This is a genomic window from Thermaerobacillus caldiproteolyticus (assembly GCF_013761245.1).
Lineage (GTDB): Bacteria > Bacillota > Bacilli > Bacillales > Anoxybacillaceae > Thermaerobacillus > Thermaerobacillus caldiproteolyticus.
Map to the genome: position 1 here is coordinate 424,208 of NZ_JACDUT010000001.1, position 20,778 is coordinate 444,985.

Genomic DNA, 20,778 nt, shown 5'->3' on the forward strand with positions numbered 1-20,778 from the left:
TAAACTGCCTATTTAAGATAAGAAATTTCTTCTATTTCATAGAGTTTCTTGCAAAGCGGCTTTATATCTTCAAGACTTACATGATAGAGCTGAGCGATTTCTTCGATAGGTATCGATACTCCTTGAAACTGGCAAGCGACTGTATGAACCGCTGCCGCCCATTGCTTACAGGATGTCTGTGTAGGAGAAAATGGGTAAAGAATGTATACGTAGCGAAGCCAAATATGCGCAGCAATTTCATATAAACTTGGATTCTCGCTTGCTAAATGGTGTTCGAGCAGTTGTAATACATCCGCAGCAAAATGAGTCTCTATCGATTCATCGAGCATGGCTGGTATGACTGTCATCGTGTCGCCAAATTTTTTTATCGTCACTGTATCTCTCACCTGTTTTAATGTAAGCAAACGCAAAATCATCGTTTTGGTTATCGGATTATAACTTTCATCAGTTAAATATTGTGTCAAAACCGGAAGAATCGGAGTAATATCTTCATTTTCAAGCTGCTCGATGACTTTCATATGATCAGCGGCATTTTCTGACTCGGTTAATAGGCGAATATCCTCATTGTCTGAAAACGGCAATGGGTGTTCGCTCATTTTTTGGCTCAAGTGAAGCAAACGGGTGAAATGTTCGCGAACGGAAGAAGGAAGAGCGCGCTTTTGCAAAGCCGCTTGAACCGTTTCCTCTACTTGTTCATATTGTTGTAAATGGATTAAAATCGACAAATATATTTGCAAAAGCTGTATATCGTCTCCCCTTCCATCTTGAAGCATCAATTGACAACGCTGTTTTGCTTCTTCTAGCTCCCCCAATTCAAATAAACAAACGACGATACTAAGCTCCACTTCTGGATCGTTCGGTTCGATGTCATCCGCTTCATAGAAAAAGCGAAGCGCCTCCCGATACTGTTTTGCTTGTAACGCCTCTATTCCTCTTTCAAGTAACCGTTCTCGTAATTTTGGAAATTGAATAATATTTCCTTTGTTCTTTTTCATATTCATTCACCGCAATCCAATTTGCTTATCAGTGTATCAAGATTTCATGAAGGATACAAGTGGAAATAAAAAAGCTAACTCCGAAGCAGAGTCAGCTTTTGTCAAAAGTTACGAAACAGGATGATGCTTTTTCTCATATTCGATAATATATGGTTCATACACAAATGTTAAATCAATTTCATCCCAACCTTTCAGCATCAGCTGTTTTCGGTACGGGTCGATGTCAAACGTCCGATCAAATCCGGTTCCATCATATACGCGCTGCTCTTCAAGTGAGATCGTTAATTCGTAATCAGCGCGCACACTTTCTTGTAAAAGGTACTCGACGTCTTGTTTCGCTAATCGAATTGGCAATAGTCCATTTTTCAAACAGTTGTTATAAAAAATGTCGGCAAACGATGGCGCTATAACCGCCTTGAACCCGTAATCTTGTAATGCCCATGGGGCGTGTTCCCGAGATGAGCCACAGCCGAAATTTTCGTTTGCCACAAGAATTGTCGCACCTTGGTTCTCCGGACGGTTCAGTTCAAAATCAGGATTGAGCGTATGCTCGTTAATATACCGCCAGTCATAAAATAAGAATTTTCCGAATCCTGTACGCTCAATTCGTTTTAAAAATTGCTTTGGAATAATTTGATCTGTATCAACATTGGCACGATCGAGTCCAGCTACTTTTCCTTTATGGATTGTAAATGGTTGCATTCGTCTCTTTCCCCCTTAACGAACCGTCTCTGTTTGCAGTTTTCGAACATCAACAAATCGGCCATAAATCGCAGCAGCGGCAGCCATCACTGGGCTGACTAAGTGCGTTCTCGCCCCTTTTCCTTGTCTTCCTTCAAAATTGCGGTTGGATGTTGAAGCACATCGTTCTCCTTCCGGCACGACATCCGGGTTCATACTTAGACACATGCTACAACCGGAATCGCGCCATTCAAACCCAGCATCGATAAAGATCTGGGCCAAACCTTCCTCTTCTGCTTTTCGCTTTACCTGTTGCGATCCTGGTACAACAAGCGCCCGTACACCTGGCGCCACCTTTTTTCCTTGCACAATTTGCGCGGCTGCACGTAAATCACTAATGCGCGAATTCGTACAGGAGCCGATAAAGACGTGTTGAATAGGGATTTCCGTCATCGGTGTTCCCGGTTCAAGCCCCATGTATCGTAAAGCAAGTTGCGCAGCCTTTCGTTCCGTCTCTGTCGCAAAATCTTCCGGGTACGGTACGGTTCCATCAATCGCTATGCTCATTCCTGGAGTCGTTCCCCACGTGACCATCGGAGCGATCGCAGCAGCATCGATTTCAATTGTTTTATCATATGTCGCTCCCTCGTCTGTCGCAAGTTGCCGCCAGCGCTCTACCGCTTTCTCAAACTCTTCTCCCTTCGGAGCATATTTTCGTCCTCGTAAATATTCAAACGTCGTTTCATCAGGGCTCACTAATCCTGCGCGCGCTCCTGCTTCAATCGCCATATTACAAATGGTCATGCGCTCTTCCATTGACATGTTGCGTATGACATCACCGGTAAATTCAATAATGTAACCCGTTCCAACGTCAACTCCATACCGATGAATAATCGCTAAAATGACATCTTTCGCCGTGACTCCTTCTTCTAACCGGCCGTTGACACGAATTTGCAATGTCTTCGGACGATGTTGCCATAGCGTTTGGGTCGCTAGCACATGTTCGACCTCACTCGTCCCGATTCCGAACGCAAGCGCGCCAAACGCCCCGTGTGTCGATGTATGACTGTCTCCGCAAACGATTGTTTTCCCCGGCTGCGTCAATCCTAATTCAGGCCCGATGACATGAACGATTCCTTGTTCGGAACTGTATAAATCGGCAAGCGCGATGGAAAACTCGCGACAGTTTCGTTCTAACGCTGTCATCTGGTTTCTCGCTACTTCATCTTCAATAACAAAGCGATTGACCGTCGGAACATTGTGGTCCATCGTCGCAAAGGTTAAATCAGGGCGGCGCACTTTCCGCCCTTTTTGCCGCAATCCTTCAAACGCTTGCGGAGAGGTGACTTCATGGACTAAATGCAAATCGATATATAGTAAATCCGGTTTTCCTTCTTCACGATAAACAACATGATTTTCCCAAATTTTTTCAATAATTGTTTTCGGTTTCACTCGTTCCACCTCTCTTACCAGAAATGTATGCTCATTATTTCACAACTAGCAATGATATAGCGGCGCACATGCTCTTGGCATGCGCAAGTATTAGGCATAGACAGCCATAATATTCAAAATTGCCCCATCATCAAGAATGGTCGCTTTAATTTCGTTAACCATTTCTTTCGTCGAAACGATGCGCTGGCCATTTCGCGCTACATCCGCTGTGCGATATCCTGATGTCAGCACTTGTTGAACCGCCTTCTCGATCGCTTTTGCTTCCTCATGCAAGCCAAAAGATAGGCGAAGCATCATCGCACTTGACAAGATCATTGCAATCGGATTCGCTTTATTTTGTCCAGCAATGTCAGGAGCAGATCCATGAATCGGTTCATATAAGCTCGGGCCGGATGTCGACAAGCTTGCTGACGGTAGCATGCCAAGGGAGCCGGCTAACATGGATGCCTCATCGCTCAAGATGTCGCCAAACATGTTTTCCGTCACAAGCACATCAAACTGTTTGGGATTACGAATAAGCTGCATCGCCGCATTATCGACAAGCATATGCTCTAACTTGACATCTGGAAAATCGCGGGCAACTTCCTCAGCGATTTCACGCCACATTCGACTTGATTCAAGCACATTCGCTTTATCGACAGACGTCACTTTTTTTCGTCTTTTTCTCGCAAGTTCAAATGCGGTTGTCACAATTCGCTTGATCTCTTCACGTTTATAAAGAAGCGTATCCACCACTGTTTCTTCACCGTCTTCAACATGGCGACCGCTCGGTTTTCCAAAATACAATCCACCTGTTAGTTCCCTTACAATTAACAAGTCAACATCTTGAATGACCTCTGCTTTTAAAGGAGAAGAATCAATTAAGCTATCATAAAACTTCACTGGGCGTAAATTTGCGAACAAATTCATCTCTTTCCGAATTGCCAACAATCCCTTTTCTGGACGCAAATGCGGAGGATTTTGATCCCATTTTGGACCACCAACAGCTCCAAGAAGTACCGCATCGCTTTGTCGACACATCGCAAGCGTTTCGTCTGGCAACGGCGTTCCTTTTTGATCGATCGCTTCACCGCCAATGAGTCCGTAAACAAATTCAAATTGGTGATGAAATCTCGTGGCAACTGCTTGTAAAATTTCCACAGCTCCCTTTGTTACCTCTTTTCCAATTCCGTCTCCCGGTAATACGGCAATCCGATAATTTCCCATTTTGCTCCCCCTCCGTTATTTCATTGCTACTTTTGGATTTTCTACACGCATTTTCTCAATCATGAAAACGCGATTGACGGCATTAATGTACGCTTTCGCTGAGGCTTCCAGTACGTCTTGCGCAGTACCTCGACCGCTTGTTTCAATGTCATTGACACGCACTTTGACAAACACTTGCGCAAGCGCATCCCTTCCACTGCTGACTGATTCGATTCGATAGTCCAATAGTATAACGGACGTCTTAAAGCATCGCTCTAATGTGTTATACAACGCTTCGACGCTTCCTGCTCCCGTCGCTGCTTCTTGTATTTCGTTTTCTTGTCCGTCTTTTAATACAACAACAGCGGTTGGAATTTGGTTGGTCCCGTATTGGACTTGAATGGAAGAAAGTTGATAAAACTCTTTGAAATGATCAAATTTTTCTTCAAAAATCAGTGCGACTAAATCATCGTCCGTAATGTCTTTTTTCTTATCTGCTAATCCTTTAAAGCGAACGAATAATTTGTTAATTTCGTCCTCAGACAATGTATATCCAAGCTCTTCCACACGATTCCGCAATGCATGGCGGCCAGAATGTTTTCCTAACACCATCGAGTTCGATTGAACACCGACAAGCTCCGGCGAAATGATTTCGTATGTCGTTTTTTCTTTTAATACGCCATCTTGGTGAATCCCCGATTCATGAGCGAAGGCGTTTTTGCCGACGATCGCTTTGTTCGCCGGAATTACCATTCCTGTCAATTTGCTGACCAAATTGCTTGTTCGTTTAATTTCTTGAAGGTTGAGACGCGTTGCGGCTTGATAATAATCTTTGCGAATATATAACGCGACTGCTACTTCTTCTAATGCAGCGTTCCCTGCTCGCTCACCGATTCCGTTAATCGTTCCTTCGACTTGGGTTGCGCCATGTTCAATCGCCGCTAATGAGTTCGCTACTGCCATTCCTAAATCGTCATGGCAATGAGCAGAAAGAGATACTTTTTCAATATTCGGAATATTGTTGGTTAAAAAGGCGAAAATTTCCCCATATTCTTTCGGGGTAATATACCCCACTGTATCAGGAATGTTAATCACATTCGCTCCTGCTTTAATCACTTCCGAAATAATTTTCACTAGAAATGGAAGTTCGCTACGACAAGCATCTTCCGCAGACCATTGAACAATCGGAAAATAACGTTTTGCATACTTCACTGTAGCTACTGCTGTATCAATGACTTGTTCTGGTGTCATGCGCAATTTATGGAACATATGAATCGGGGATGTTGCAATAAACAGGTGAAGACGTGGTTCTGCTCCGCCTTTTAACGCTTCCCATGCAGCATCGATGTCGCTCTGTACCGAGCGAGAAAGCCCGGTAACAGAGCATGTTCTGATCGTTTCCGCGATTTGTTTTACCGCTTGAAAATCACCTTTTGAAGCAGCTGGAAATCCCGCTTCAATAATGTCAACTCCGAGACGTTCGAGCTGACGAGCAATCTCCAATTTTTCTTGTAAATTCAAATTCACTCCGGCTGATTGTTCACCATCACGCAATGTTGTATCAAAAATGTTAATTTTTCGCACTCGAAACCACCACGTCTTTCTGTTTTGCCTTTACAAACGGCATCATGCTTCGCAACTGGCGACCGACAATTTCAATGAGGTGCTCTGTTTCACGTCTGTTAATCGCATTAAATTCTGGACGGTTCGCTTGATTTTCTAAAATCCATCCTTTCGCAAACTTGCCGGTTTGAATATCATGAAGCACTTGTTTCATCTCTGCTTTGACAGAATCATTAATGACGCGCGGTCCAGAGATGAAATCACCCCATTGTGCCGTATCAGAAATCGAATGACGCATCCAAGAAAGACCTCCTTCGTACATCAGGTCTACGATCAATTTCATCTCATGCAAACATTCAAAATAAGCGACTTCTGGTTGATAGCCTGCTTCTACGAGCGTTTCAAATCCCGCTTTAATCAGCGATGTTAATCCACCGCATAATACCGCTTGCTCACCGAATAAATCTGTTTCTGTCTCTTCTTTAAACGTCGTTTCTAGCACTCCAGCTCTTGTTGCACCGATCGCTTTTGCGTAAGCAAGCGCCGTTTCTCTTGCTTCTCCTGTTACATCCTGATAGACAGCAATTAATGCTGGTACACCAGCTCCTTCTGTATAAGTGCGGCGAACTAAATGTCCCGGGCCTTTCGGAGCGACTAGAAACACATCGACATGATCCGGTGGAACAATTTGATTGAAATGAATATTAAACCCGTGAGCAAATACTAGTGCATTTCCCGGCTGTAACTCCTGCTCAATTTCTTCTTTGTATACGTCTGGTTGTTTTTCATCCGGAAGCAATACCATCACAATATCGGCTTCTCTTGTTGCTTCACGAACGGTCCGAACTTGAAATCCATCCTTTTCTGCTTGTTCCCATGATTTTCCTCGGCGAAGCCCGACGATAACATTTACTCCGCTGTCACGAAGATTCTGAGCATGAGCATGGCCTTGAGAACCATATCCAATAATCGCAACTGTTTTGGTCTGTAAATATTTTTCGTTTGCATCTCCGTTATAATAGACTTTTGCCATAGTAAATCCTCTCCTTTTATTTGTTAAATTTAAATGATGAAAGCTGTTTTATAGGATGCGGCTGTTTTTTGTGAGCCGCGTGTAAACGCAGTTGTTCCTGTTCGTGCTACTTCTTTAATTCCATAAGGTTTTAATAAATCAATGAGAGCTTCTACTTTTTCCGGTTCGCCTGTAACTTGAACAACAAGACTGTCTCGGCTCACATCGACAATTGAGGCGCGGAACGGTTCAATGAGCGTATAAATTTCTTGGCGCAAGGCCGGCGTGACAGAAACTTTAATGAGCGCCAATTCCCTAGCCACAATCGCTTGATCGGTAATATCATTCACTTTCAGCACATCAATCTGCTTGTTTAATTGTTTGGTAATTTGCTCTGCTGTACGCTCATCTTCTACATTCACGACAAATGTCATCCGTGAAACCCCTTCTGTTTCTGTATGCCCAACGGTAATACTTTCAATGTTGTAATGGCGTTTTGTAAATAGTCCAGTAATGCGATTCAGTACGCCGGGACGATTATTCACCGTCATTGTAATGATTCGTCGCATGGTTTCACCCCCACCATTTCATGCAATCCTTTTCCTGGTGCGACCATCGGGTACACATTTTCATCAGCTGTGACGTGAAAATCTAACAGTACAGGTTCATCAAGCGAAAATGCTTGTTTTAATATTTCACAGGCCTCTGCTTCTGTTTTTGCACGAAATCCTTTCATGTTGTAAGCCTCTGCCAGCTTGACAAAATCCGGCTGGTTTGGAATGAGTGAGTGAGAATACCGTTTTTCATAAAAGATTTCCTGCCATTGACGAACCATGCCGAGCGACTGATTATTAACGATGATCACTTTAATCGGTAAGTTCAATTCCCGAATGACGGACAACTCTTGTAACGTCATTTGAAATCCGCCGTCACCGACAATCGAAATGACCGTAGCGTTTTTGTCTGCTAATTGAGCGCCGATCGCTGCCGGAAGACCGAATCCCATTGTTCCAAGTCCACCGGAAGTCACCCAGCGATGCGGCTTATTGAACTTATAATATTGCGCCGCCCACATTTGATGTTGTCCAACATCGGTTGTAATAATCGCTTCCCCATTCGTAAATTCGTAAATCATTTCGATCAACTTTTGTGGTTTGATTGTTTGCACATCATTTTTGTAATAAAGCGGAAATTGTTTTTTCCATTCATTTAGCTGAGCGAGCCAAGCCGTTGTATCCGCCGGTTTTCCTTCTTGATGAATCAATTCTTTTAACGCTTCTTTCGCATCGCTGACAATCGGAATTTTCGTCGGAACGTTTTTGCCAATTTCTGCTGGGTCGATGTCAATATGGGCGACAGTCGCGTTTGGAGCAAAATATTTTAAGTTTCCAGTCACGCGATCATCAAAGCGTGCGCCGATATTAATGAGCAAATCACATTCGTATAGAGCCATATTCGCGGTATATGTGCCGTGCATGCCTGCCATTCCCAGAAACAATGGATGGTCAGCCGGAAATCCTCCTAATCCTAACAACGTATGAATGACTGGAATATGCTGTTGTTCTGCGTACTGTTGCAACTCTTTCGAAGCGTTGGCATGCAGAACACCTGCTCCTGCTAAAATGACTGGCTTTTTCGCTTGGCTAACCGCTTCGACTAACTTGCGAATTTGCAAGTGATTCGGATGAATCGTCGGCTGATATCCCGGCAAATGAATCTCTTGCTCGTAATCAAATTCCCCTTCCATCGTTGTCATGTCTTTTGGAATATCGATTAACACAGGACCTGGCCTGCCAGTTGTGGCAATATGAAACGCTTCTTTAATGATTTTTGGCAACTCTTGAATATCACGGACTTGATAGTTGTGTTTCGTAATCGGCATCGTAATGCCAACGACATCCGCTTCTTGAAAGGCATCGGAGCCGATGACATTGGAAGCAACTTGCCCGGTAAAAACGACAAGTGGTAACGAATCAATCATCGCATCCGTTAATCCTGTCACAATGTTTGTGGCTCCGGGACCCGATGTGGCAATAACCACTCCCGGTTTTCCAGAGATACGCGCATATCCTTCCGCAGCATGAATCGCTCCTTGCTCATGACGCGTTAATACATGAAATACCCCAGAACTATACAGTTTGTCATAAATCGGTAATACTGCCCCGCCGGGATACCCAAAAATCACTTCCACGTTTTCGGCCTTTAATGCCTCAATCAGCATTAATGCTCCGCTCATTTTTGTCTTTTGCGCCCGTTTTTCCTCTACTTTCATATTTGCCATGCTTCATCCTTCCTCCCCATTTTCTAAAAACCATTAAAAAAACCTTTTCGCCCCATCATGACCTTGTCAGGTCAAAGGGGCGAAAAGGTTTCCTTTCCGCGGTACCACCCTTCTTCGTGGCCGTATGACCACCTCATGAGCGTCCGCTGAACAAGCGGCCGCTCTTTTTAATAACGAGTGAAGTGTGTTTCACCCGGCCAACTCTACTAGTTTGGTTACGTTCAAGTTGGCACTCGGAGGTGAGTTCATCAAACGGAGGCATCACCGGTTTTCAGCTCCCCCGGCTCTCTGTAGATACCCTTGCCGCTGACTACTTATCCTCTTCAACGCTTTTTCCTTCTATATTTGTCATGGTGCATTATCCAACGTTTGCATTCGGTTGATATACTTTAACTCCTTCAGAAACGACGCGCTGTCTGAACGCTTCAAGCAATCGCTTCGTATGCTGTCCGGGTACTCCATCGCCAATGACGCGACCGTCAACTTTCACAACCGCAATCACTTCAGCTGCTGTTCCTGTTAGAAAGACTTCGTCCGCCGTATACACATCATGGCGAGTAAACGGCTCTTCTTTAACAACATAGCCAAGCTCACGGGCAATATCTATAATCGCATCACGTGTAATTCCTTCAAGAGCCCCAACGTATCCAGGCGGCGTATAAAGAACACCATTCTTGACGATAAACACATTGTCACCCGATCCTTCTGCCACATATCCTTGATCATTTAACATTAACGCCTCGCTCACATTTGCCAAATGTGCCTCAATTCTTACAAGGATGTTATTTAAATAGTTCAGCGATTTGACTTTTGGACTGAGAACGTCTGAACGGTTTCTTCTTGTTGGTACTGTCACCACTTCAATTCCTGTTTCATATAAATGTTTTGGGAAGATTGCCAATGGCTCGACAATGACAACAACTTGAGGTTTCTGACATTTGTACGGATCAAGTCCTAAATCACCGATACCTCTTGAGATAACAACGCGAATATATGCGTCTTGAAACTGATTTTTTTGAACAGCTTGAACAATGATGTCCGTCATCTCTTCTTTTGAGTAAGGAATTGTTAATAAAATTGATTTAGCGGAATTATAAAGGCGGTCAATATGCTCTTGCAGACGAAAAACATTGCCGCTATAGACACGAATTCCCTCGAACACTCCATCTCCATACAAAAAACCATGATCATATACAGAAATTTTGGCGTTTTCTTTTGTGACAAATTCACTGTTTAAAAAAATCCATTGTTCACTCAACGTTTTTCCCCTCTTCCCTTGCTAAGTGAGCCCTCTTTGTGGGTGTACTGTTTTTATTCTTTTGATTTATTTGAAAATTATAATAATCCCAAAACAAAGGAGAGTCAATACTATTTTTTGAATATTTAGATTCGTTAGACTATTTGTATACGCTTACATTACGATGAAATCAAGAGATGAGCTAGCGAGAAAATTTTTTATGAAAAGGGGAAGCAACATTAAAAGATCTAATAAAAAAGCCTTTCTTTCCTAAGTAAGGAAAGAAAGGCTTTAAGCGTCCCAGGAGAGATTCGAACTCCCGACCGACGGCTTAGAAGGCCGCTGCTCTATCCAGCTGAGCTACTGGGACATGATATTCAATTTACGAAGTAGTCTCACCGCATTTCGTCCCGCTTCCTCTCAGAAAGATGATTCAAGAAGCAGTTTAAGCGGTACGATGTAGCTATCTCTCAGGGAGGGGATTCGATCGTGCTTTATCCAGATGAGTTACTACGACGTTCCAAAGACATTTTTTATTATAGGGGAGCATCTCTATAAAGTCAAGATATAAAAAGGAGCGAGAGGTCATTTCTCGCTCAAAATGTGAATGATTTTGTTAAGGATGATACTTCTTGTCCATTGATGTCGTAAAATTGCACCGTTGCCTGTCCGTTGTCCATTTGCAACAAAGCATATGTTTTTTCTTTTCTCATCCGCGGCAGGGCAATGCTCCCAGGGTTAATGAAGAGAATATCATGAATCATCTCTGCCCCTGCAATATGGGAATGCCCAAAACAAACAACTTTTGCTCCCGTTTCTTGAGCACGATAATATAGGTTCATAAGCGTCATTTTTACATTATAAAGATGACCATGCGTAATAAAAAAGCGAACCCCTTGAATCTCTTCTATGCGTTCTTTTGGAAATTCGGTGGTAAAATCACAATTACCTCGAACATACAAAAAACTTTCCAATTCTGCGCAATCTGCTGGTAGTTCGGAATCACCACAATGAATCAATGCGTCTACTTCGTTATGATATCGTTGTTTGATTTCGATTAACTCTTTGGTCAATCCATGGCTATCGCTTGCAATGAGCACTTTCATTTCTCTTTACTCCCCGTTATTGATAATTTCATTCCACTGCTTTTCTAGTTTAGCTAGAGCATTGGCGCGATGGCTAATTCCGTTCTTTTCTTCCTTTGTCAATTCCGCCATCGTTTTTCCTTTTTGCGGAACATAAAAAATTGGATCGTATCCAAATCCATTTTCTCCTCTTGGCTCTTCTGTAATATATCCTTCACACGTTCCCTCAACTACGACAGTGCGACGGTGAGGCATGGCTACAGCTAGCGCACAATGGAAGCGAGCCGTTCTCTTTTCCAACGGAACTTCTTTGAGCTCCTCTAATACTTTGGCAATGTTGGCTTGATCATCTTTTTCCTCGCCAGCATAGCGTGCCGAATACACCCCAGGTCTTCCGCCAAGCGCATCAATCGATAATCCAGAATCATCCGCAATGACCATTGTATGAAAATACTCTGCCATCGTTTCCGCTTTTAATATCGCGTTTTCGGCGAATGTATGTCCCGTTTCTTCCACATCCGGACAATGAGGAAAATCTAATAAAGACTTTACCTCAACTCCTTTTTTCGCAAGTAATGTTTGAAATTCCTTTGCTTTTCCCGCATTTTTCGTCGCAATAATGACTTCTTTCATGCTTCTTTCACTCTCTCCTCTGTGCTCATTTTGGCACCAATTTGTTCTGCTAATGATCCCAATATTTCCTTTTGAATATCGATAAGTTGTCGAATTCCTAGTTCTGCTGTCTCTAATAGCTCGTTTAATTGCTCGCGTGAAAACGTTGCTTCTTCTCCTGTTCCTTGAATTTCAACAAAATGGCCTGCCCCCGTCATGACGACGTTCATATCTACTTCTGCTTGCGAATCTTCAGCATAATTTAAATCAAGAATGACACCGTGTTGCGGATCGATTCCCACTGATGTAGCAGCAAGAAAATCGGTAACAGGAATCTCCGCCAATCGTTTTTCTTCTACCAATTTTGCAAACGCTAGTACCATCGCAACAAATGCTCCCGTAATCGATGCTGTACGCGTACCACCATCCGCTTGAATAACATCACAATCAATCCAGATCGTCTTTTCTCCAAGTTTTTCTAAATCTACGACAGAACGAAGCACCCTACCAATAAGACGCTGAATTTCCATCGTGCGTCCAGAAACTTTCCCTTTGCTTGATTCACGTACATTTCGTTGCTCTGTGGCACGTGGTAACATCGCATATTCGGCAGTAATCCATCCTTTTCCCCCACCGCGCATAAATGGCGGCACTTTATCATCAATGCTCGCCGTACAAATGACCTTTGTATCCCCAACCGTAATAAACACAGAGCCTTCTGCATGTTTAATAAAATGCGTTTCAATATGTACTGGCCGCAGCTGTTTGTTTTCTCTTCCATCGACTCTCATGAAAAAGCCCCCTTAATGAAGTGCACAATATAAATAGAAAGAGGTGGCGTGATAGCCTACCTCTTTTTATATCATAGTATAGCATTAAAAACTACCTGTATTCACATTTTCTGGTCTTGTCACCGGCTCGGAAAGTGCTTTTCCGTCTTCTTTCACAAGATTCGCTTTGCCGTTGACGGTAATCGCCACACTTTCAACACCTTTTTGTTCAGTGAGTGAAAGAACAAGTGAATTTAAAACATGATCGGAAATGACATTTTTCTTATTGCTTCCGTAAATGGCATCGTTAAAGTTCAACGTAACTTTACCATCTTCGTATTTTGGCTTTCCTACTAATTGTACATCCGGTTGAAAATCGCTCACAAGTCCATCTCCATAACTCGGCCCCTTAATCAACTCATTGACAACAGCGACAATATCATCTTTTTCTTTATTCGAAACGCGCCGTGTAACCGGCACATAGTAAGTATGTTCCCCTTGTTGCGCCAAAAAATAGACTGTAACCGGGTGAGTATTCGTAATGTCGACAACTCCGCTTGTATCCATGTTAATTCCATCTTCACGGCTTACGCCATCTTGAATCGGCGTTTTATTCACTGGCATGACGGTTTGGTCATAACCATTAATGCGAATTTTTACTTTCTTAACATTATCGAATTGCGTTAATGTCCATGTAATGGCTTGCAAAATTTTCTTTTCATCTTCCGGTTTATAATTAGCAAACTCCGGGGAAAAATCAGCAATAATGGTCCCATCTTTTTCAAGCTTGACTCCCAGTACTCGCGTATCCGCCGGTAGTACGGCTCGGAACCCGTTCGGTAATAGTTCAGAAACAGGTCCACCTTCGACCAAATATTCTAACGCTTGTTTTGCAACGGCATCTGTTTTCGGTAACTCAAGTGTTTGTGGAACAACGAAGCCGTTTTTATCAATTAAATACAGCTCTCGTTTGACAGTCTCGGTCGCTTTTTGTTCTTCTTTTACCTCCCCTGTGCGGTCTCCCTGTTTTCCAGTTGATTGCTGCAGCGATTTTCCGTCTTCTAAATAGCTGACATCCTGTGGTGGGTCAATCTCTTTCACTGCCTTATCTTTTCCAAACAATCCGCAGCCGCTAAGCAATATCGCTGAAGTAATTACAGATGCTGCAAGTTTTAACGTTCGGCGATTGAACATGGCCTTTCCCTCCTACTTATGGTTTGTACTACTATGTATACGAGCCTTTTAGAAAAATAGAATAAAAAAATCCTTCAGCTAAATTGCTGAAGGATTTTTTTACAGTTCGATCGTTTTGACATTTTCGATTGGTTTTCTAAACCATTTTGAAGCAATTTTTTGAAACAATTCTTTTGGCCCTGTTGTTAAGAAGAGATGCTCGTTATATCGCTTTCCTGTATGCAGCAAATGACTATGGTGCAAAATCGCGCTTACCTCGCGGGCCGTTTCATCACCGGAACAAATTAATTTGACCTTTTTTCCCATGTACTCTTTAATTAATGGACTTAATAATGGGTAGTGAGTACATCCTAAAATAAGAACATCAATGTCGCTTGATTTTAAAGGTTCAAGCGATTCGGCAACAATTTCTTTTGCCTCGTCCCCTTCGAAATTTCCGCTCTCTACAAGCGGAACAAATTTCGGACAAGCTAAACTTTCAACATGAACTCGATTGTTGATAGATTTGAGCGCTTTTTCGTATGCTCCGCTTTTCACTGTACCAATCGTACCAATAACACCGATATGCTCGTTTTTCGTCATTTTTAATGCTGCCCGCGCTCCTGGATGCACCACACCTAACACAGGAATATCCAATTGTTCACGAATCTCTTCTAACACAACGGCCGTAGCCGTATTACAAGCGATAACGAGCATTTTGATGTCGTATTGTAATAAATAATTCGTCATTTCCCATGTAAACTGACGAATCTCTTCTTCTGGACGCGGACCATATGGACAACGTGCTGTGTCTCCTAGATAAACAATTTGTTCCTTTGGCAACTGCCGCATAATTTCTTTTGCAACAGTAAGTCCTCCAACTCCTGAATCAATAACACCAATTGGTCTTTCCAAGTGATCGCCTCATTCTTTCTTCATTTCTTGATGTAATTTTTTAAGCTTTTTTCTAAAAAGACAATCTCTTCTTCCGAAAAACTTTCCAGTACTTGTGCTAAATCATGTTGTCGCTTTTTAATGACTTCCTCAATAATTCGTTCACCTTCTTCAAGAAGATGAATTCGCACCACCCGTCGATCATGTTTGTCTCTGACTCTTGCTACTAATCCATTTTTCTCCATTCGATCCACTAAGTCAGTTGTTGTACTGCATGCCAAATACATTTTGTTCGATAATTCACCGACAGTCAAGTCCCCTTCTTCTAACAGCCACTGTAAGGCAACAAATTGAGGGGGAGTAATCGGATATTGCGTTAGAATCTCTCGTCCTCTCTGCTTTAACTCTGCAGCGATAAAACGCAGCAATTTTTCAACTCTACAACAGCAGCTTTTCGCCCAAATTGGGATGACATACGATCTCCCCTATAACCGCGCACGCATTTATTATTGTTTACTTTTTTTTATGAAAATGCAAGCAACATGCACTATCTTCATTTTACTACACTTTGCTGCATAATCAATGACAAGAGAGCAAGCTCCAAGTGTTCTCCTCTCTAGAGAGAAGGTTAGAGAACTGACCGCAGAGCCAGACCAAACGACAGAGCGAAGCGATTTTCCAGATACTGCGCCTGCAATGCCTCGGCCCATGTCAGCGAAGAAGTTGATTCAAGCAGTTGACACGTTGGCAACTGAGCTAAACTGTTCTTCTCAAAAAAAGAAAGATATACATTCTGATATGACAAAAAGCAAAGACCCAATGGCCTTTATCTGCGCATACATGGAGCGTAACATTTCAGCCTTCTACTCCCCTGCATAAGTAGATCACTAACTATTTAACTTTAATGAAATCATTGACAAATTAAAACATGCCTTCATTCATTAACAAAATTTTTGCGGCTTGATCAGTTAACAATAATAAACCGGCTACCTTAAAAGTAAGGTTAGCCGGCATTTCCTATAGTTCAAGTTCCCCCATTCGAAGCAATTCAATGACCGCTTGTGAGCGCCCCTTCACTCCGAGCTTTTGCATTGCGTTCGAAATGTGGTTACGAACTGTTTTTTCACTAATAAACAGTTCACTTGCAATCTCTTTCGTTGTTTTATCTTGAACTAATAATTCAAACACTTCTCTTTCTCTTTTTGTGAGTAACGGCTTTGATTGAAATGATTTCTCCTTCAATTATTGTAACCCTCCTTGCTTTAGCCAGACCTGAACAACCGGATGGGTATTATTCACCATATAGTATGTAAAACGGAGGGTTACGGTGACAGCAATTCGCTTATCTACTAGAAAAATAGGTACTTTATCTAAAAAAACGAAACGACTTGTGACTGCTGTAATCGTTGTCTCATCTCTTCATTCCATGGAACACTTCTTCCCGTTCTTTTGTTAATTTGCACAAGCGCTCCTCGACCGACAAACACAATCTCTTTGTTGTCTCTTTTCGCCATATAATGAAAATCGACCGATGAACGACCGATTTGGTGCACTTTCACGTATACGTAAAGCTCATCATTAAAAAAGACTTGCTGTAAAAAGTCGCACTTTAGATCAGCGACTACTGGAATTTCTTCCGATTGTGCACTTGTCCATTGCCCCATAAAACCGATACGTTTTAAAAATTCAGTTCGTACCTCTTCAAAATAAATAAATGGGACTGTATTGTTTAAATGACCAAACATATCTGTTTCGCAAAAGCGCACTTTGATACGATGAAAAAAGGTAAAGGATTGCTGCCATTCTTCCATGTTACCAATATAATCAATGTTCTTCATTGAATTCCCCCTAACAAAAATCCTCTTCATGGGAGCCCATGAAGAGGATCAGTAGTTATACCTCGTCGCTTCCGAAGAAGTTGCGGAACATTTGGATCGTTGCTTCACGGTTTAATGCGGCAATTGATGTCGTTAATGGAATGCCTTTTGGACAAGATTGGACGCAGTTTTGCGAATTACCGCAGTTCGCAAGACCACCATCTCCCATAATGGCTTGTAACCGTTCCGCCTTATGCATCGCTCCTGTCGGATGAGCATTGAACAACCGTACCTGAGAAAGCGGTGCTGGACCGATAAAGTTCGATTTGCTGTTGACATTCGGGCATGCTTCCAAACAAACTCCGCATGTCATACATTTAGAGAGTTCATACGACCATTGTCGTTTCCGTTCCGGCATGCGTGGACCAGGACCTAAATCGTACGTTCCGTCAATCGGAATCCATGCTTTCACTTTCTTCAATGAATCAAACATACGGCTGCGGTCCACTTGAAGGTCGCGAATTACCGGAAATGTCCGCATTGGCTCTAGACGAATCGGCTGTTCTAATTTATCGATAAGGGCTGTACAGGATTGGCGTGGTTTCCCGTTAATGACCATCGAACAAGCTCCGCAGACTTCTTCCAGACAGTTCATGTCCCAAGTAACCGGGGTCGTTTTTTCTCCTTTAGCATTTACCGGATTGCGACGAATTTCCATAAGCGCAGAAATGATGTTCATATTCGGACGATACGGAATTTCGAATTCCTCTTCGTATGGCGCAGAATCAGGACGATCTTGTCGAGTGATAATGAGGCGAATCGTTTTTTTCTCGCTCATGATTATTTCACTTCCTCTTTCTTTTTCGTATAGTCGCGTTTGCGTGGCTTAATTAACGACGTATCTACATCCTCGTAATGGAATGCCGGCCCATCTGGTGTAAAACGAGCCATCGTTGTTTTGAGCCACTCTTCGTCATTGCGCTCTGGAAATTCTGGTTTATAGTGAGCACCACGGCTCTCATTGCGGTTGTAAGCCCCTAACGTAATGACACGTGCTAATTGCAGCATGTTGTATAACTGACGAGTGAAAGATGCCCCTTGGTTGCTCCATTTTGCAGTGTCGTTAATGTTAATATTTTTATAACGCTCCAGCAACTCTTGAATTTTTTCGTCTGTTTTCAAAAGCTTGTCATTATAGCGAACAATGGTGACGTTATCAGTCATCCACTCGCCAAGTTCTTTATGAAGAACGTAGGCATTTTCTGTTCCATCCATTGACATAATATTGTCCCATTTTTCTTCCTCTTGTTTCAAATAGCGGTCGTATAATGAAGATGGCATCGCATCGGACGACTTTTCTAATCCACGAATGTATTCTACCGCTTTTGGACCCGCGACCATACCGCCGTAAATCGCAGACAACAATGAGTTTGCACCTAAACGGTTCGCTCCGTGCATCGAGTAATCACATTCTCCGGCAGCAAACAAGCCTTTAATATTGGTCATTTGATCGTAGTCGACCCATAAGCCTCCCATTGAGTAGTGAACAGCAGGGAAAATTTTCATCGGGACTTTTCGTGGGTCTTCGCCCATGAATTTCTCATAGATCTCGATAATTCCACCAAGCTTCACGTCCAATTCTTTTGGATCTTTATGGGAAAGATCCAAATACACCATGTTTTCTCCATTAATGCCAAGCTTTAAATCTACGCACACATGGAAGATTTCCCTTGTAGCAATATCGCGAGGTACTAAATTTCCATAAGCTGGGTATTTCTCTTCCAAGAAATACCACGGTTTACCATCTTTATATGTCCATACTCGTCCACCTTCACCGCGAGCCGATTCGCTCATGAGGCGTAATTTATCATCCCCCGGAATGGCAGTTGGGTGGATTTGGATAAATTCACCATTCGCATAGTAAGCGCCTTGTTGATAAACAATCGAAGCTGCTGAGCCTGTATTAATAATTGAGTTTGTCGATTTTCCGAAAATGATTCCAGGTCCGCCTGTGGCCATAATGACCGCATCTGCAGGAAACGCTTTAATTTCCATTGTCGTTAAGTTTTGTGCGACGATTCCGCGACAAATTTGTTCATCATCTAATACAGCAGATAAAAATTCCCATCCCTCGTATTTAGTGACAAGTCCGGCTACTTCGTGGCGGCGCACTTGCTCATCGAGCGCATAAAGCAGCTGTTGCCCTGTCGTTGCTCCCGCATATGCAGTACGGTGATGCTGCGTTCCACCGAAGCGTCGGAAATCCAATAATCCTTCAGGCGTACGGTTAAACATGACTCCCATGCGATCCAACATGTAAATAATGCTTGGAGCCGCTTCACACATTGCCTTCACCGGTGGCTGATTCGCTAAAAAGTCACCGCCGTATACAGTGTCATCGAAGTGCTCCCATGGAGAGTCCCCTTCGCCTTTTGTATTAACTGCACCGTTAATCCCACCTTGAGCGCAAACAGAGTGAGATCGCTTTACTGGCACAAGCGAAAACAGCTCAACTGGCACACCCGCTTCCGCGATTTTAATGGTTGCCATTAGTCCGGCTAAACCGCCACCAACTACTATGATTTTTCCTTTTTTCATCGTGACTCACTCCCTAAAAGATTGCTAGTTGTGGATTAAGCGAATGCTAAAATGGCACGAATGCCAACGATGGAAAGCGCAACAAAAATCACCATTGTCACATATGTAAATACTTGTTGTGAGCGAGGACTCACTGTCAATCCCCAGCTTACACAGAAAGACCATAAACCGTTTGCGAAGTGGAATACTGTCGAAATAATCCCTACGATATAAAAAGCAAGCATGAATGGATTATCAACAATATTCGCCATCATTTCATAATTGACTTCTGCTCCAAACGCAGCTTGTACACGCGTCTCCCATACGTGCCACGTGACAAAAATAAGAGTAATAATCCCTGTTAGTCGTTGCAGCATAAACATCCAGTTGCGGAAATAACCATAGCGACTGACATTGTTTTTTGCCGTAAAAGCAATATAAAGACCATAAATCGCATGGAACAATAACGGAAGAAAAATAACAAATATTTCTAAAAAATAACGAAACGGCAAATTCTCCATAAAACCCGCCGCGCGATTAAAGGCATCCGGTCCTTTTGTCGCAAAATGGTTCACTACTAAATGTTGTACTAAAAAAATTCCAACTGGAATGACCCCTAACAGTGAATGGAGTCGACGGTAAAAAAACTCGCGATTTCCTGCCATATATAAACCCCCTTTAGATAGTGACAATGAAAATAGTGCATTCCCCATCCACGAAATCTAGAACTTCATGATTAATAGAACTGTAAATGCTTCCATTTCCATTAATCATGCGTCACATTCATTGTACTCCCACAATGTAGAAGCGTCAAGAAAACGAGTTCATAAAATGTTCAATCATTCGAAAATTACAACAATATTTTTTTATAAAATTACTATTCCCAAAGTAAGAAATATGATGCACGTTTTTCCCCATTTAGCTATAATGTTGGTTAGAAAGAGGGGAAGTATGTGAAACAATTACCGTTAGAAAAGCAATATGAATCGTTGCAACATCTTCATATTTCTGGGTTCGGTTATGAACTGATTCGCGAAGTTCTTCTTCCTGATTTGTTAGGAAAAGAGACTCCTAATATTTTATATTGGGCTGGAAAAAACTTGGCACGCCGCTATCCACTAGAAACATTCGATGACGTGATGTCGTTTTTTGACAAAGCTGGATGGGGAACGCTAACCGTTATAAATGAACGCAACGATGAACTTGAAATTGAGTTAACCGGAGAGCTTGTGACGACACGATTGGCGCTCAACGAAGACTGCACGTTTCAATTAGAAGCCGGTTTTCTTGCTCAGCAAATCGAACAGCAAAAACACTGTGTTGCTGAAGCATACGAACAACCAAAAAAGCGAACAAAAAAAGTTGTGTTTACGGTGAAATGGGACCGTAAAGACGAAGTGATGAAATAAGAAGCCTGCAACATGCAAGCTTCTTATTTCATTTC

At 42.6% G+C, this 20,778-nt stretch carries 20 protein-coding genes, 1 tRNA gene, 1 pseudogene and 1 other annotated feature; of the genes and pseudogenes, 1 reads left to right on the forward strand and 21 read right to left on the reverse strand.

What is annotated here, in order from left to right:
• Window positions 1-8: 8 nt before the first annotated feature.
• From HNR31_RS02190 to HNR31_RS02290, 21 genes and pseudogenes are all read right to left on the reverse strand, one after another.
• Window positions 9-995: a tetratricopeptide repeat protein gene (locus tag HNR31_RS02190; protein WP_181554609.1), complete on the reverse strand. Its 987-nt coding sequence runs from the start codon at window positions 993-995 to the stop codon at window positions 9-11.
• Between the two features lie 108 nt (window positions 996-1,103).
• Window positions 1,104-1,697, reverse strand: a complete 594-nt coding sequence (gene leuD / locus HNR31_RS02195; protein WP_181554610.1) for a 3-isopropylmalate dehydratase small subunit — start codon at window positions 1,695-1,697, stop codon at window positions 1,104-1,106.
• 15 nt (window positions 1,698-1,712) lie between these two features.
• A complete protein-coding gene (leuC, locus tag HNR31_RS02200; protein WP_181554611.1) occupies window positions 1,713-3,128 on the reverse strand; it encodes a 3-isopropylmalate dehydratase large subunit in 1,416 nt (471 codons plus the stop codon).
• Between the two features lie 90 nt (window positions 3,129-3,218).
• On the reverse strand, window positions 3,219-4,334 hold the full coding sequence (leuB, locus tag HNR31_RS02205) for a 3-isopropylmalate dehydrogenase (RefSeq protein ID WP_181554612.1): 1,116 nt from the start codon (window positions 4,332-4,334) through the stop codon (window positions 3,219-3,221).
• A gap of 15 nt (window positions 4,335-4,349) precedes the next feature.
• Window positions 4,350-5,897 (reverse strand): 2-isopropylmalate synthase, encoded by a 1,548-nt coding sequence (locus HNR31_RS02210; protein ID WP_181554613.1) that lies wholly within the window; start codon window positions 5,895-5,897, stop codon window positions 4,350-4,352.
• Entirely contained in the window at window positions 5,884-6,909 is a 1,026-nt protein-coding gene (gene ilvC / locus HNR31_RS02215; protein ID WP_181554614.1) for a ketol-acid reductoisomerase, read from the reverse strand. Before ilvC ends, HNR31_RS02210 begins: the two co-directional genes overlap by 14 nt.
• 29 nt (window positions 6,910-6,938) lie before the next feature.
• Window positions 6,939-7,457, reverse strand: coding sequence for an acetolactate synthase small subunit (ilvN, locus tag HNR31_RS02220; protein ID WP_181554615.1), 519 nt, complete (start codon window positions 7,455-7,457; stop codon window positions 6,939-6,941).
• A complete protein-coding gene (ilvB, locus tag HNR31_RS02225; protein ID WP_181554616.1) occupies window positions 7,436-9,169 on the reverse strand; it encodes an acetolactate synthase large subunit in 1,734 nt (577 codons plus the stop codon). Before ilvB ends, ilvN begins: the two co-directional genes overlap by 22 nt.
• A 72-nt stretch (window positions 9,170-9,241) precedes the next feature.
• Window positions 9,242-9,505 (reverse strand) — a binding site (T-box leader).
• 22 nt (window positions 9,506-9,527) lie between these two features.
• Window positions 9,528-10,427, reverse strand: coding sequence for a branched-chain-amino-acid transaminase (gene ilvE / locus HNR31_RS02230; protein ID WP_181554617.1), 900 nt, complete (start codon window positions 10,425-10,427; stop codon window positions 9,528-9,530).
• Between the two features lie 275 nt (window positions 10,428-10,702).
• Window positions 10,703-10,776 (reverse strand) — tRNA-Arg (locus tag HNR31_RS02235).
• A gap of 226 nt (window positions 10,777-11,002) precedes the next feature.
• On the reverse strand, window positions 11,003-11,512 hold the full coding sequence (locus tag HNR31_RS02240; protein WP_181554618.1) for a metallophosphoesterase family protein: 510 nt from the start codon (window positions 11,510-11,512) through the stop codon (window positions 11,003-11,005).
• Between the two features lie 6 nt (window positions 11,513-11,518).
• Window positions 11,519-12,124, reverse strand: coding sequence for an XTP/dITP diphosphatase (locus tag HNR31_RS02245; protein WP_181554619.1), 606 nt, complete (start codon window positions 12,122-12,124; stop codon window positions 11,519-11,521).
• Window positions 12,121-12,894 carry a ribonuclease PH gene (gene rph, locus HNR31_RS02250; RefSeq protein ID WP_181554620.1) on the reverse strand — a complete coding sequence of 258 codons (774 nt, stop codon included), beginning with the start codon at window positions 12,892-12,894 and terminating at the stop codon, window positions 12,121-12,123. Before rph ends, HNR31_RS02245 begins: the two co-directional genes overlap by 4 nt.
• 84 nt (window positions 12,895-12,978) lie before the next feature.
• A complete protein-coding gene (locus HNR31_RS02255; RefSeq protein WP_181554621.1) occupies window positions 12,979-14,067 on the reverse strand; it encodes a GerMN domain-containing protein in 1,089 nt (362 codons plus the stop codon).
• 99 nt (window positions 14,068-14,166) lie between these two features.
• On the reverse strand, window positions 14,167-14,961 hold the full coding sequence (racE, locus tag HNR31_RS02260; protein ID WP_181554622.1) for a glutamate racemase: 795 nt from the start codon (window positions 14,959-14,961) through the stop codon (window positions 14,167-14,169).
• A 9-nt stretch (window positions 14,962-14,970) separates the two neighbouring features.
• Window positions 14,971-15,410: pseudogene (locus tag HNR31_RS02265) on the reverse strand (MarR family winged helix-turn-helix transcriptional regulator).
• A gap of 547 nt (window positions 15,411-15,957) precedes the next feature.
• Complete coding sequence (gerE, locus tag HNR31_RS02270; RefSeq protein WP_181554623.1) at window positions 15,958-16,182, reverse strand: spore germination transcription factor GerE; 225 nt, start codon at window positions 16,180-16,182, stop codon at window positions 15,958-15,960.
• A 128-nt stretch (window positions 16,183-16,310) separates the two neighbouring features.
• Window positions 16,311-16,778 carry an acyl-CoA thioesterase gene (locus HNR31_RS02275; RefSeq protein ID WP_181554624.1) on the reverse strand — a complete coding sequence of 156 codons (468 nt, stop codon included), beginning with the start codon at window positions 16,776-16,778 and terminating at the stop codon, window positions 16,311-16,313.
• A gap of 55 nt (window positions 16,779-16,833) precedes the next feature.
• Window positions 16,834-17,595, reverse strand: a complete 762-nt coding sequence (sdhB, locus tag HNR31_RS02280; RefSeq protein ID WP_181554625.1) for a succinate dehydrogenase iron-sulfur subunit — start codon at window positions 17,593-17,595, stop codon at window positions 16,834-16,836.
• A gap of 2 nt (window positions 17,596-17,597) precedes the next feature.
• Window positions 17,598-19,355, reverse strand: coding sequence for a succinate dehydrogenase flavoprotein subunit (sdhA, locus tag HNR31_RS02285; RefSeq protein WP_181554626.1), 1,758 nt, complete (start codon window positions 19,353-19,355; stop codon window positions 17,598-17,600).
• 35 nt (window positions 19,356-19,390) lie between these two features.
• Window positions 19,391-19,999 carry a succinate dehydrogenase cytochrome b558 subunit gene (locus HNR31_RS02290; protein ID WP_181554627.1) on the reverse strand — a complete coding sequence of 203 codons (609 nt, stop codon included), beginning with the start codon at window positions 19,997-19,999 and terminating at the stop codon, window positions 19,391-19,393.
• A 288-nt stretch (window positions 20,000-20,287) separates the two neighbouring features.
• Between HNR31_RS02290 and HNR31_RS02295 the strand changes: the two genes are divergently transcribed.
• The gene (locus tag HNR31_RS02295; RefSeq protein WP_181554628.1) at window positions 20,288-20,743 is read left to right on the forward strand and encodes a YslB family protein; all 456 of its coding nucleotides are present in this window, start codon (window positions 20,288-20,290) and stop codon (window positions 20,741-20,743) included.
• Window positions 20,744-20,778 lie beyond the last annotated feature (35 nt).

What these genes read in the sequence shown, in the direction of transcription:
- HNR31_RS02190 (WP_181554609.1), bottom strand. Translation starts at nt 995, where the DNA reads ATGAAAAAGAACAAAGGAAATATTATTCAATTTCCAAAATTACGAGAA.
- leuD (WP_181554610.1), bottom strand. Translation starts at nt 1,697, where the DNA reads ATGCAACCATTTACAATCCATAAAGGAAAAGTAGCTGGACTCGATCGT.
- leuB (WP_181554612.1), bottom strand. Translation starts at nt 4,334, where the DNA reads ATGGGAAATTATCGGATTGCCGTATTACCGGGAGACGGAATTGGAAAA.
- ilvC (WP_181554614.1), bottom strand. Translation starts at nt 6,909, where the DNA reads ATGGCAAAAGTCTATTATAACGGAGATGCAAACGAAAAATATTTACAG.
- ilvN (WP_181554615.1), bottom strand. Translation starts at nt 7,457, where the DNA reads ATGCGACGAATCATTACAATGACGGTGAATAATCGTCCCGGCGTACTG.
- ilvB (WP_181554616.1), bottom strand. Translation starts at nt 9,169, where the DNA reads ATGGCAAATATGAAAGTAGAGGAAAAACGGGCGCAAAAGACAAAAATG.
- HNR31_RS02240 (WP_181554618.1), bottom strand. Translation starts at nt 11,512, where the DNA reads ATGAAAGTGCTCATTGCAAGCGATAGCCATGGATTGACCAAAGAGTTA.
- HNR31_RS02245 (WP_181554619.1), bottom strand. Translation starts at nt 12,124, where the DNA reads ATGAAAGAAGTCATTATTGCGACGAAAAATGCGGGAAAAGCAAAGGAA.
- rph (WP_181554620.1), bottom strand. Translation starts at nt 12,894, where the DNA reads ATGAGAGTCGATGGAAGAGAAAACAAACAGCTGCGGCCAGTACATATT.
- HNR31_RS02255 (WP_181554621.1), bottom strand. Translation starts at nt 14,067, where the DNA reads ATGTTCAATCGCCGAACGTTAAAACTTGCAGCATCTGTAATTACTTCA.
- HNR31_RS02275 (WP_181554624.1), bottom strand. Translation starts at nt 16,778, where the DNA reads ATGAAGAACATTGATTATATTGGTAACATGGAAGAATGGCAGCAATCC.
- sdhB (WP_181554625.1), bottom strand. Translation starts at nt 17,595, where the DNA reads ATGAGCGAGAAAAAAACGATTCGCCTCATTATCACTCGACAAGATCGT.
- sdhA (WP_181554626.1), bottom strand. Translation starts at nt 19,355, where the DNA reads ATGAAAAAAGGAAAAATCATAGTAGTTGGTGGCGGTTTAGCCGGACTA.
- HNR31_RS02290 (WP_181554627.1), bottom strand. Translation starts at nt 19,999, where the DNA reads ATGGCAGGAAATCGCGAGTTTTTTTACCGTCGACTCCATTCACTGTTA.